This is a genomic window from bacterium (assembly GCA_018814885.1).
Taxonomy (GTDB): domain Bacteria; phylum Krumholzibacteriota; class Krumholzibacteriia; order LZORAL124-64-63; family LZORAL124-64-63; genus JAHIYU01.
The window spans coordinates 23,687-37,171 of the sequence record JAHIYU010000168.1 but is presented as its reverse complement, the minus strand read 5'-3'; the positions used below and the strand labels follow the sequence as shown (position 1 = coordinate 37,171).

Here is a 13,485-nt window from a genome sequence, read left to right as displayed (position 1 = left end):
CCAGCCAGAGCACCCGGCCGCCGTCCGGGGCGTCGCTGACCAGCAGGGAACTCAGGCCGCGGTCGCCCCACAGCAGGGGCAAGCGGCCCAGCAGGCGTCCGGTGGCGTCGAAGCCGAGGAGATGGCCGCCGTCTGTGGTCACGTACATCTCGTTGCGGCCGTCGCCGGTGGCGTCGAAGACCACGATGCCCCCGTCCAGGCGCGTCTCCTCCGCCAGGGGGAATTGCCCCAGCAACTCCAGCGGGAAGCCCGCCAGGGGTGCGCCGTTGACCGCGGCGGCGTACAGGTGCGTCGACGTGAGCATGATCAGGTCGTGACGACCGTCGCCGTCCAGATCGGCCACGGCCGGCGCGCCGACCAGCTCGCCGCCGAAGTGCGGATCCCAGGCCCCTCTCTCGACCGGCAGATGGGACCGGAAGCGCACGTACTCGGCGCCGCCGTTGCCGAAGACGAAGAGTCGCGACTCGGTGTCCTGCTCCCACAGCGCCGTGCGCAGGCGCCCGCGCTCGTCGGGCGCCACCGCCAGCGCGCCCTGAGCGAGGGGGTCCCCGCTCTCGGTCTCGGGAGCTATCAGGAACCAGTGGGTCTCGGTGACGACCAGGTAGCGTTCTATGCCGAAGGGCTGCTGCACCGCGCGCGGGGGCGAGGCGAAGCGTCCCACGTCCGCCGCCGCGGCGGCGCCCAGGTCGAAGGCGGCACCGACGCGCGCGCCCGTCTCGTCGACTATCTGCAGGCGTCCGGGCTCCAGGCAGCAGAGCAGGCGCACCGAGCCGTCGCCGAGGTGGGCGACCGTCGGCGCGAAGGCGAGGGTGTCGCCGGCTGACACCGGGCCCCAGGACGGCACCAGCACCCCTGCGGCCAGCACGTCCAGGTACGCCCCGACGCCGCCGTCCCGCGTGCCGTAGACCAGATGGTCGCGCCCCGTGCCGGCGAACGTCGCCACGACGGGCGGTCCCGCGAGGGGCGCGGACAGGGGCAGGAGGACGCCCGCCGGCGCATCCGGGACGGGATCCGTGACGACGCCTCCCGCCTGGTCCGTCAGGAAGAGGAAGGCCGGCTCGCCCGCACCGTCCATGCCGGCGACCGGCTGCGAGGCGTAGACCAGCACCTCGGTCCAGACGCCTGGCGCGGCGCCGGCCAAACGCCAGGGCGTCACGGACTCGGGATCGAGCAGGCGCGGCAGCGGACCGGCGGACGGCAACCGCACCGGCGGCGCTGCGGTCAACGGCGACACCTGGGCGTCGAAGGTCATGGTCGCATCGTTCGCGGAGATGGCGCGAAGCTCGAGGCCGGTCCAGGAATAGTCGTAGGCGCGCGTGCCGGGGCGTCCCTCCTGGGGCAGCGCGGAAGTGGTGCCGGCGTGGAAGGGGTCGCGCTGTGATCCGAAAAAGCCGAGGACGTAGGCCTCGTAGACGCCCACGTCCTGGATGCCGTCGGCTTCGAGCAGGCGCAGGCCGTCGCCGTAGGCGTTGATGGTGTTCTCCGCCAGGCCCCAGTCGATGCGGTCCTGGTTGACGTGCCAGACCAGCAGGCCGCCGTCGGGTAAAAAGAAATCGTACATGCCCGTGTTGCGCCAGGTCGCCGGCAGGGGGCCGGGGCCGTCCGGATCGAAGGCGTCCCCGCCCATGTAGAGGAAGACGCCCGTGGCGCTGTCGCGCACGAAGCCGATGCCGGTCTCGTCGGGCAGCTCGTCGCTGGACAAGGGGACCCAGCGGTTCTCCAGCAGGTAGAACTCGCGGGGCGAGACGCCGCCGACCAGGGCCTGGGGATAGGCCAGGTCGAAATCGTAGGGCGTCCCGTCGTAGGCCGTCCCCCCGTAGTAGGAGTTGTAGGTATTGCGCCGAACCTGCACCGCGGGCAGGTGCACTTCGGTCTCGGCGCCGCCCAGCACGCCCGTCTCCAGCCAGCCCAGGTACCACCTGCACCACGCGCTCAGCGACGGCGGCAGCACCCCCGCCACGCTGTAGACCTCTATGGAATCGGGGATCGTGGGATGGTAGAGCCCGATGTTGGAGATCAGGTTGGGGCCCGAGTCCATGAGGTCCCAGTAGCCGACGGCGGGCAGGCCCGTGGTCGTGTCGTAGACGTCGGGAAGCCCCAGCGCGTGGCCGAACTCGTGGTACAGCGCTCCGGCGATGCTGCCCAGCCAGCCGTCCTGGCTGGTGGTCTCGGGGATGATGGAGCACTCGCTCAGCTGGCCCGGTTCGCCGGTCTCGGTGTCGAGCGACGCGAGGGCCACCGGCTCCCCCAGCGCGACGAAGAAGGTGGGGATGTCGTTCGGCGAGTCCTGGTTGATGTCGCTCTGCCAGTCCGCGCCGGCGTGCACGAAGATCACGTAGGTCAGGGGGTCGTCGTCGTCGTAGTCGGCGAACCGTACGCTGTAGTCCAGGGCGGTCTGCTCGTCCGTAAGCTCGATGATGTCGCGCACCAGCGCCTCGAGCATCCCCACGGTCCAGTAGCCGTCGGCGCCCGGCGCGTAGTCGGCGAGATCGCCCAGCTTGTAGCAGCCGGTGTCGCTGGCGGGCAGCACCACGCTGTCGATGGCCAGTCGGCCATCCGACTGGATACCGTAGTATTCGGACAGCCCTGCCAGGTGCGCCTCGAAGTAGGCGCGGTCGTGAGGCGGCGGATCGATGATGTCGGCGTCGGTCGGCGCCCGGAGCTGGAAGTCGCCGTCGGCGGTGACGCTGGTCAGGTCGCCGCTGCGGTCGGTCTCGAAGCCGATCCTTACCAGCAACACCTTCAGCGTCACCTGCGCCTGCTTGGCCGCGGCGGTCGGATCGCGCCGGGCGGGACCGAGACCGGCAGCGGCGAGCCGCTCGCGGGACAGCCGCGACACGTGCCGCCCCCCCAGCATCTCGTGGACGAGGTGGTTGCGGGAAACCAGCACGTCGACGCGGCGCTGCTCCCGGGCGCGCTGCGCGTCGCCCGCCGGGCCGGCGTACAGGCGCTCGGCGGGCACCTTCACCACCGGGACCTTGGTGGTCGGTCGCCGGACGTCGTCACGGGCGGACGATGTTGCGACCAGCACCGCTAGCAGGCTCAGGGCAAGGACGGCGATACGGTGCCGCCCGCGGGCGTCAGGCCTCATTCTCAAGGCATCTCCTCGCGATCCCAGGGGTCCAACCGCTCTCGTCCTAGAAATCGTAACCGATGGAGAAACGGTTGACGTTCTTCAGCCCCTTCGCCTGAGGCACCGAAGCGAAGCCGAAGGTGATGTTCTGGCCGACCCACCGGCCCATGTGCATGCCGAGCCCCCAGGTCATGTCCTCGATCTGCCCGGTCCCCTTCTTGTAACCGAGGCGGATGAACAGCGACTGGACGTAGGACCACTCGAGGCCCACGCCCCATTCCTTCTCGCCGAAGTCCAGCCCCAGCCCGTAATCGTCCGCGGCGTCGTCCCAGCTCAGCAGGGGCACCAGCATGTCCGCCACGAAGAGCAGCGAGGTGGCCTCGCTGTGCATGAGGCTGCGCGCCGCGCCGAAGGTGATCTTGCGCGGCAGGGGATCGCTCTGGTCGGCGTCCACGTGGGTGATGTTCGGGCCGAGGTTGCTGATGGCCACCGCGAAGTTCGACTTCAACGAAGGCACCTTCCAGAGCACGCCCGCGTCGACCGCGAAGGTGCTGCCCGAGCCGCCCTGCTTGTCCTGCAGCACGTTGTCGGGAGCGAGGTTGTCGCGGAAGAACTTGAAGCCGATGCCGAAGCCGAGGTTCGGCGAGAGGCGCGTGCCGTAGACCACGCCGGCGGCCCACATGTTGGACGTGAAGTTCTCGCCCGGGGTGCCGTCGTCGCTCGTGGCGAGCTGTTCGCCCATGCTCAGGTAGGTGAGGTTGAAGCCGAGCGAACCGCCCCACTTGCGGCCCACGTAACCGCCCCAGTAGATGGCGATGTCGTCGGCCAGGTCGGGCACCAGCTTAGACTGCATGGCGTGGATCCGCCCGCTGTGCACGTCGGTCGCGAAGGCCAGCCCGCCGGGGTTCCACCACATGGCCGTCGCGTCCTGCGACAGGGCGGTGCCCGCCTCGCCGAGGGCGTTGTACCGCGCGCCGATGGGGAACTCCAGCGCGATGGCGCCCGCACCCGAGATGGCGTACACGCTGGAGCCGGCGGACAGGAGTCCGGCGGCGAACAGCGCCATGAACAGCAACGATTTCCTAGACATCAATGAACCTCCAGTGGTGACTCGGCGGGACCTGCGATCCCGTCGCCTCTCTCGCAAAAAAGAAATCCCCGGGCCCCCGTCGAGATGATCCGGGCCCTATTTCATGACCACCAGCTTTCCCGTCACGTCGAGCCGGTGGCCCGCGTCGTCGAAACCGTGTCCGCGGACGACGAACAGATACACGCCGTTGGCGAGTTCGTCCCCCCACGTGTCGCGCCCGTCCCAGTGCATGACCTGCGGGCCGGCCGTGCCGAAGCTGCGGCCCTCCTGGTAGACCAGGTGACCGGAAAGGGTGTAGATCGACCAGCTGACGGACATGGGGTCGCTCAGCTCGAAGATCAACCGGGCCGGTCCGGACGTGGGGTTGGGGAAGAGCGTCACGTCGTCGATCGAGACCTGCTCCCCCGCCACGAGCTGGAAGGAGAGCGTGTCGTTGCCCACGTTGCCGAGCACGTCGCTGGCGTGCAGGGCGACCAGGTGGTCTCCCAGGTCGAGATTGTCGGGCAGCACGATCTCCAGGCGTCCCGTGGTGTAGCTGCCGGAGTCGAAGACGAAGCTGTCCGAGACGTTGCTCATGAAGCCGCTCGCGTCGAACTCCAGCAGGATGCTGTTGAGCGGGCTGGTGCCCAGGATGCTGACGCCGCTGGTGTCGGCGATCACGCCGCTGAGCAACGTCCCCGGCTTGACCCGGTAGCGGTCGTCGGCGAAGGCCAGATCGATCGCGGGCCCGACGAAGTCGTCGACGGCCCCGGTCGCGGCCTGGACCACCGGCAGCTGCATCGCCGCCGCGAAACCGCCCTCCGGCGTGTCGATGATCAGGCGGACCTTGCCGTGCTCGCCGTAGCCGAGCTGTACCGGCACCTTGAAGGGGATGCGCAGGGTATCGCCGTCCACCCGGCCCGTGCCGTGGAAGACTGTCGCGCCGGGCAGCCAGAAGGTGAAGGACACGTTGTCCACCGACGCGACCTTGGTCTGACGGTCCTCCAGGACGGCGAGGTCGTAGCCGGCGCCGGCGCCAGGGGACAGGCCGAAATCGCTCAGGACGCAGACCACTTCCTCACGCAAGCCGCCGTGCAGGGTGTCGACGCTGGTGGCGTGGAACTCTGGTCCCGACGCCGGGTTGGGCAGCGAGGTCGCCGGGTCGCCGAGCAGGTTGTATTTCTGGCTGTTGGAGACGTCGTCGTACTTGGCGAAACCGCCCATGGCCACCTTGGCCTGCAGCAGCGCCGCACCCAGGGTCACATCGGCAGCGACGCTGCGGCCGGGGTAGATCGCCGCGTAGAAGGCGTCGGACAGATGGTTGTTCGGAATGACGTAGCTGACCTGCGAGGCCGCGATCGAGGCGATGGCGCCACCGTTCTCCTGGGCCGTGAAGATCTCGGCCATGCTCTGGCGGGTGGCGCTGTCGTAGATGCCGACGTCGCAGCTGAAGGCCGTGAACACGCCGCGCCTGCCTCCGTTGGTGAGACCGAAGATGTCGTCGGTCAAAAAGACCTGCTCGTCGGCCAGGGTGTTGTCCGCGCCGTGGCCGATGTAATGGAAGATCGTCAGGCCCTCGTTCCACAGACGCTTGGCCTCCTGCCGGGCCCGCGGCTTGAAGGTGCCGCCGGGATCGTAGTCGTAGTCGGCCAGGTAGAGCTTCACCGCGTCGATGGTCAGGGGGACGTACTGGTCGATCAGGTACTCGGCCTGCGCCGTGTGCATCGTCTCCGCGCACACGAAATCCGAGGGCTGGCAGAAGTCGTCCGCAGCCAGGACCACGCGGTTGCGCCAGGTGCCCGGCGGCGTGTCCGTGTCGTACGCGATCACCGCGTCGACCCGGCGCTGGGCTTCGGTGGCGTCGCGGACGGTCAGGCGACCCACCGCCACATCAGGGAGATCGAGCCAGGGATACGACACGGGCGCGTCGAAGGAGACGAGGTGGTCGTCGGACGCGTAGGGATAGTTCCCGTAACCCGTCAACAGCCCCGGAAAGTTGGTGCGCACGACCGTGGGGACCAGGTCCTCGAACTGGTTGCGGTAGTGACGGTAGTCGCGCGAGGCGTCGCCCAGCAGGCAGACGTACCGGAGCTGTCCCCCGCCCCGGAGCCAGAGCCATTTCAGGAAGTTGCGCAGGGCAAGGGGATCCTTCACGCCGCCGCCGAAGGCGTCGTAGACGTCCGCCACGTCCACGGCCTCCACCTGCAGGTCGGCCGACCGATGCGCGGCGAGCTGCGCCGCGTACGCGGCCAATCCCGCCTCGTAGAGGAGCACGTACGCGACGTCCGGATCGGTGCCGCGCAGCGCCCCCGGCGTCCGGCGCGCGACATACGCCGGCTCGTAGTAATCGGCCTCCCCGCAGGCGAGCAGGTGCAGATCCGCATCCGGCTGGCGCGTCAGGCCCAGGGTGACGGCGGTGGCGGGAATCCCCGTGAAGTCGCCCACCATGACGATGGGCACGTGGGGATCGCTCACGTCCCAGATCTCGATGTCGCGCCCCGCCCGATAGGACAGGCGCAGATCCGCGAACTCGCCGGGGGCGCCCACCTGGCTGCCCCAGTGCGTGAACGCGAACTGCCCGCTGTCGAGGATCAGGTCCTGCCAGGCCATCATGTCGGCCGAGTCCAGTATCACCGACGGCGGGACCAGAATGGGCGGATTGGAGGGGCTGTCCCGGCGCAGGGTCAGGCTGTTGACGCCTTCGACCAGGCGCGGACTCCAGGCCGCCACCCGATTGCGCAGGCTGTCCGGGCGACCATCGTAGAAGATGAGCCAGCTGGAGGATACGGTGTCGCCGCTGTCCAGGCCGTCGTTCAGCCAGACGGTCACGACGTTCTCGACGGACGAGCTCCCCCCCAGGTGATGGTTCGAACGGACCTCCACCATGAAGAAGGCGGCGCTGTCGGTGACGGCGTGGGGGATGTCGAAGGTGACGGTCTTCTGGTTGAAGATGGCCGTGTCCCAGGCCCAGTTGTCGAGCAGGCGCCCGAAGGCCTCGACGTTGGACTGCTCGCGGTGGTGGCGGGCCAGGTGGATCGACAGCGGGTCGACGCCGTGGGCCGCGGCGTTCTGCGTGGTCATGCGCAGGGGCGCCCCGGGCAGCGGCGTGGCGGTCTGGTGGTCCTCCCAGGTCAGCCAGTACACCGTGCGGTTGCTGTAGGGATGTTCCTGCCAGGCGACGGGCGATGCGCCCGCGACGAAGCGGTCTGACCAGTCGTCGGGCCCGACGGCGTAGAAGCGCAGCTCGTCGCCGTCGTCCCAGGACCCGTCGGCGTCCCGGACGTCCAGCGCGACCTCGGTCAGTCCCGCGTAATCGTCCTGCCAGGTGGCGGGTTCCTGTTCGGGATCGTCGGGCAGGGCCGTCGGCCAGGCGCGGTAGAGGCGCAGCTTGCCGGGATCGACCTGGGACGTGGGAACGCCGGCGAAGGTGAAGTCCAGGCCCGTCAGACGGTGGGCGCCGGTCTGCTCGATCTCCAGCTCCAGCCAGTGGCCGGCGAGCAGGAAGGGATGCGTAGACTGGCGGGCGGCGGCGCTCTCCTGCCTGCGCAACGAGGACAGGCCGGCCGCGAGACGCGAGAAGAGCTGCGTGTTGACGATCGCGCGCGCGCCGATGACGTCCGGGACGACCTTGCCCGCCGCGGCCTTCAGGGCCCGCGCGTAGCGCGACTGCGGCGCGTGGCGCAGGACCACCGTCACCGAACCGAGCACGCCGTCCTGGACTTCGGGCGCCACGATCACGGTGACCAGCGGCACGTCCCGGTAGACCTGGGGCGGCGAGACGGTGACGGCCGACCGGGGCGAGGCCGGGGCGCGAGGCTCCACCAGCCAGGTGCAACCAGCAACTTCCCAGCCGACGGCCTCGTGCGTGGGCACGGCGACGACCGCTTGCTGCCGGCGCGGCAGAGGAACGTAGCCGCCGTCGGGGGTGCGCTCCAGCGATCGCGGGCGGGCCCACTGCAGGTCCTCCGCCGAGAGCGCGGACCCGTCGGCCGGGGGACCCTCCAGCGGGAAGGTGAAGACCAGCACCGTCGTGGCGTCGCTGGCGTCGGCGATCGTGACCACGGGTGTTCCGACCACCGGCGCGGCCGCGACCGGCGCGGGCGGGCCCACACATGCGATAACGGCGATCCCTGACAGCAAACAGGTCATGGATCGGACATGCGGGATCTTCAGGGAAATCGGCATGGCGTCAGGACTCCTTGCTCTCGGGCAGGGGTTCCGCCTCGTCCAAGAGCATGATCGGTATGTCGTCCTCGACCCTGTAACGAAGCTTGCAGACCGGACAATCCAGCGCGCTGTGATCCGGCAGCGGACGCAGCTGACCCTTGCAGGCCGGGCAGGCCAGGATCTCCAGGAGTTCGGGCTTCAGCACTCGTCAACCTCCGCGAAAGGGGCACGGTGAGATCGAGTTACGTCGCAGACGCCGCGCATGTCAGACAGACACACGCCATCGATTCCTTGGGGAACGGGCAAGCCATGGACCGGGGCCTTCCCCTAGGCGACGGAACGACGCCCACACGAGGAAGGATACTTGAAGAGGTTGGCGTTAAAAAGGATAAACGAAGCCGTGAGCGATGTCAACTCGACCCGGATTATTCCTTCGTGCAGCGCCCGCGATGACGTGATCGCACCGGCACCACGGGCGAACCCTGATTTCTTGATCAGTCGTCCGGTTTCGCTTCGTTGTAGATCCCCATGGACAGGAATTTCATCAGACGCTGGTCAACGAGCTCCTGGGCATCGATCTCCTCCAGCTCCTCGAGATCGGCCCGGATGCGGTTGGCGATGGTCAGGGCCATGGCGGCGTAATCGCGATGCGCGCCCCCGATGGGCTCGGGCAGGATGGCGTCGATGGCGCCGAGACGCAGGGCGTCCTGCGCGGTGATCTTCATGGCGCGCGCGGCGTCGGCCGCCTTGGCGCGGTCGCGCCAGAGGATGGCCGCGCAACCCTCGGGGCTGATGACGCTGTAGATGGCGTTCTCCAGCATGTAGACGCGGTCGCCGATGCCGATGGCCAGGGCGCCGCCCGAGCCGCCCTCCCCCGTCACGAACACCAGGATGGGCACCCGCAGCGAGGCCATCTCGCGCAGGTTGCGGGCGATGGCCTCGCCCTGGCCGCGCTCCTCGGCGCCGATGCCCGGATAGGCGCCCGGCGTGTCGATGAAGGTGACGATGGGGCGTCCGAAACGCGCGGACTGCTCCATGATGCGCAGCGCCTTGCGGTAGCCCTCGGGGTGGGCCATGCCGAAATTCCGGTGGATGTTGGACTTGGTGTCGCGGCCCTTCTGGTGGCCGATCACCGTCAGCGGCCTCTCGCCGAGCCAGGCTAGACCGCAGACCAGGGATGGATCGTCCCGGAAGCCGCGATCGCCGTGCAGCTCGGTGAAGCCGTCGAAGATATGGTCGATGTAGTGGTTGGTGGTGGGACGGCGGGGATGCCGCGCCAGCTGGACGCGTTGCCACGGGTCCAGCTTCTCGAAGATATCACGGCCCAGCGTCTGGACGCGCTTGCGCAGACGTGCGACCTCGTCGGTCACGTCGAGGCCGCGCAGGGAGGCCGAATCCTCCAGGGTGCGAATGCGCTCCTCCAGTTCGACGATCGGTTTCTCGAAGTCGAGCCAGGGTGTCTTCTTCGGGTTCATCGGCCGGTTCCACTCCCAATCTTTGGCGGCGCGTCCATACCCTCGCCGCACGGCGTTCAATCTATCCGGCGGCCGGCGGCAGTGTCAAGGGCGCGCCTCCGTGGCGCCCCGGGAGGCATCAACCCGCTCCCGCCGAGCGCTTGCGGAAACCTCCGTTGCGGCGCTGCGGCTCGGGCGCGGGCAGACCGCAACGGATGCGGATCGTCTCGACGCCGGGCAGGTCGCGCATGCGGCGCAGTGTATGCAGGGACAAGGCCACCTGCCGCGTGCGGGAGCGCAACAGCCAGCGCTTGCCCTCGCGGGACACCTCCACCAGCAGCGGCACAGTCCGCGGCGTGAGGGAACCGCCGGCCTCTCCCACGCCCGGCAGGGCCGCCCAGCGCACGAACTCCTCCAGCCGCTCGGTGGCCTGCGGATCGGCGGCATCGAGGTCCAGGGAGAGCAGGACCTCGCCCGTCCAGTCGCGCAGTGCCATGTCGACGGCCACCACGCGGTCGGCCACGATCTCGCGCACGCCGTCCGTCTTGACCCGCACCCTGCCGCCGACGACGAGGATCGAATCGCTGCCGACCAGCTCGGCGGTCCGCTCGTAGAGATCGGCGTAGACGATCATCTCGATCAGCCCGCGCTTGTCCTCGAAATGGCAGCGTGCGTAGAGGCGCTTGTTGCGGTCCCGGGCCTCGGTGAGCGAGGTGACGACACCCGCCAGGTCGACCCAGGCTCCGTCGCCGAGTCCCGCCGCGCGCCTGGTGGTGGAGACGGGCAGGCTGTCCATGAACTCGCGGTACTCGTGGAAGGGGTGGCCGGAGAGGAAGAACCCCACGGCCGCGCGCTCCAGGCTCAGTTCGTCGAGGGGATCGTACGGCGAGCAATCGTCCACGGTCGGGCGGGTCGATGCCTCGACCGCCGAGCCGAAGAGCGAGGCCTGCCCCTGGGCCTTCTCCCTTGCCACGCGGTTGCCGTACTGCATGGCGCGGTCCAGGTTGGCGATCAACTGGCGGCGGTGACCGGCGAGATCGTCCAGGGCCCCGGCGTGGACGAGACTCTCGAGCACCTTGCGGTTGACGGCCGCCAGGTCGATCTGTTCGCAGAACTCGTACAGGTCGGTGAAGTCGCACTCCCGCGTCCCGCGCACGGCCGCGATCTCCTCGATGGCCTTGGCGCCGACGTGCTTGACCGCCCCCATGCCGAAGATGATCTCGCCGTCTCGCACCTCGAACTCGCTGCTCGGCTTGTTCACGCTGGGGGGATTGATCCGCAGGCCCAGGCGCTTCACCTCGTCGATCAGCTGCGTTACGCGGTCCGACTTGCTCATCTCGGTGGTCATCGTCGCCGCCATGAACTCACCCGGGTAGTGCGCCTTGAGCCAGGCCGTCTGGATGGACAGCACCGCGTAGCTGGCCGAGTGGCTCTTGTTGAAGCCGTACTCGGCGAAGAACGCCATCTCGTCGTAGACCTTCTCGGCCAGGGCCCGTTCGTAGCCCCGCTCCTGCGCTCCCTTCAGGAAGAGCACGCGCAGGTTGTCCATCATCTCGCGCTTCTTCTTGCCCATGGCCTTGCGCAGCGTGTCGGCCTGCCCCATGGAAAACCCGCCGAGCAGCGAGGAGATCTGCATGACCTGTTCCTGGTACAGGATCACGCCGTAGGTCCCCTTCAGGATCGGCTCGAGGTCGGGATGGGGATAATGGATCGCCTGGCGCCCGTGCTTGCAGTTCACGTAGACCTCGTCCATGCCCGCGCCGAGCGGGCCCGGCCGGAAGAGGGCGTTGACGGCCACGATGTCCTCGAAGGCGGTGGGGCGCATCTTGCGCAGCAGTTCCTGCATGCCCGAACTCTCGAGCTGGAAGACGCCGACGGTGCGCCCCTCCTGCAGCAGGGCGTAGGTGCCCGGGTCGTCCTGGGGGATCTGTTCGGGCGTGAGACGCCGGCCGGTGGTGCGGTACACCAGATCGAGGGCCTTGTCGATGACCGTGAGCGTGCGCAGGCCCAGGAAATCCATCTTGAGCAGTCCCATGGCCTCGACCATGCGCATGTCGAACTGGCTGGTGATGTCGTCCTTGGTGGACTTGAACAGGGGAATATGCTCGATCAGCGGGGACGGCGTGATCAGCACGCCGGCGGCGTGGATGCCGGGGTTCCGCGACATGCCCTCCAGGACCAGGGCGTTGCGCAGCAGCATGTCGTGCTTGGGTGATGCGTTGCGCACCTGCTTGAATCCCGGCACCGAATCCAGGCAATCGCGCAAGGAGACGCCGGGGCCTTCGGGCACCAGCTTGCTGATCTTCTCCGCCTCGGCGAAGCTGAATCCGAGCACCCTCGCCAGGTCCTTGATGACGCCGCGCGCGGCCATCGTGCCGAAGGTGATGATCTGCGAGACGTTGTCCTTGCCGTACTTGTCGATGACGTAGCGGATGATCTCGGGACGCTTCTCGAAGCAGAAATCCACGTCGATATCCGGCATGGAGATCCGCTCTGGATTGAGAAACCTCTCGAACAGGAGATTGTTGACTATTGGATCTATGTCGGTTATGCGCAGGCTATAGCAAACGACACTGCCTGCGGCCGAGCCGCGGCCGGGCCCCACGGGGATGCGTCTCTCGCGGGCGGCGCGGATGAAATCCCACACGATCAGGAAGTAGCCCGCGTATCCGGTCTGCTTGATGACCCTCATCTCGTACTCGAAGCGGTCCTGCAGCCCGGGCGTGATCTTGCCGTAGCGCTGCGACAGACCTTCCCGCGCCAGATGCAGCAGATACGCGAATTCGTCGTCGAAGCCCGCGGGCAGGGGGAACGCAGGCAGGAGCAATTCACCCAGCTTGAGCTCCAGATCGCACATGTCGGCGATGCGCAGCGTGTTGGCGGCGGCCTCGGGCCAGTCCCGGAAGAGCTTCAGCATCTCCTCGCTGGACTTCAGGTAGATCTGGTCGGTGTCGTAGCGCCAGCGGCCGGGGTCGTCGAACTGGCGGTTGGTGCCGACGCAGAGCAGCAGGTCGTGGGCCTGGGCGTGCTCGCGCTCGAGGTAGTGGCAGTCGTTCGTGCAGACCACACCCACGCCGACCGCGCGGGCGACCTCCGGCATATGCCGCCGCACGCGCGCCTCGGCCTCGATGCCGTGGTCCTGGATCTCGAGGAAATAGCGATCCCGCCCCAGGATCTCCTTGTATTCCGCCGCGGCGCGCGTGGCGGCGGCCACGTCTCCCCGCTTGAGCGCCCGCGACGGCTCGCCCGAGAGGCATGCGCTCAGGGCCACCAGCCCCGCGCGGTGGGCGTCGAGCTGCACCTTGTCGATACGCGGCTTGTAGTAGAAACCTTCCAGGTAACCGAGCGAGGAGAGCTTCATCAGGTTGCGCCAGCCAGTCTCGTCGCGGGCCAGCAGGACCGTGTGGTGGGGACGCCGCTGCGGATCGTCGGAGCGTTCGCTGTGGTCCGGCGCGACGTAGGCTTCCATGCCCAGGATGGGCTTGATCCCGACCTTGCGGCAGGCCAGGTAGAACTCCACCGCACCGAACATGTTGCCGTGATCCGTGAGCGCCAGGGCGGGCATGCCGAGGGCCGCCGCGCGCTTGGCCATGGCCTTGGCCTTCATGGCGCCGTCGAGCAGCGAATAATCGGAGTGGTTGTGCAGGTGGACGAACGTCTTCTGTGGCATCGGCCCCGGTCCGTGGTCGTGATGTGTGGCAGCCCGAACCGCTACGATAGCA

The 13,485-nt window shown here is 68.4% G+C and carries 6 protein-coding genes; all 6 read right to left on the bottom strand.

The genetic code is table 11. The features are described from left to right. The coding region (locus tag KJ554_12830) for an immune inhibitor A (protein ID MBU0743219.1) at positions 1-3,097 on the bottom strand (3,097 nt) is incomplete at its 3' end. A 40-nt stretch (positions 3,098-3,137) separates the two neighbouring features. Further along, positions 3,138-4,163, bottom strand: a complete 1,026-nt coding sequence (locus KJ554_12825) for a PorV/PorQ family protein (GenBank protein ID MBU0743218.1) — start codon at positions 4,161-4,163, stop codon at positions 3,138-3,140. Positions 4,164-4,259: 96 nt separating this feature from the next. Then, a complete protein-coding gene (locus KJ554_12820; protein MBU0743217.1) occupies positions 4,260-8,204 on the bottom strand; it encodes a hypothetical protein in 3,945 nt (1,314 codons plus the stop codon). Between the two features lie 127 nt (positions 8,205-8,331). Then, positions 8,332-8,514: a Trm112 family protein gene (locus KJ554_12815; protein MBU0743216.1), complete on the bottom strand. Its 183-nt coding sequence runs from the start codon at positions 8,512-8,514 to the stop codon at positions 8,332-8,334. A gap of 289 nt (positions 8,515-8,803) precedes the next feature. Then, positions 8,804-9,784, bottom strand: coding sequence for an acetyl-CoA carboxylase carboxyltransferase subunit alpha (locus KJ554_12810; GenBank protein ID MBU0743215.1), 981 nt, complete (start codon positions 9,782-9,784; stop codon positions 8,804-8,806). 118 nt (positions 9,785-9,902) lie between these two features. Beyond that, the gene (gene dnaE / locus KJ554_12805; protein MBU0743214.1) at positions 9,903-13,433 is read right to left on the bottom strand and encodes a DNA polymerase III subunit alpha; all 3,531 of its coding nucleotides are present in this window, start codon (positions 13,431-13,433) and stop codon (positions 9,903-9,905) included. Between the last annotated feature and the right edge of the window lie 52 nt (positions 13,434-13,485).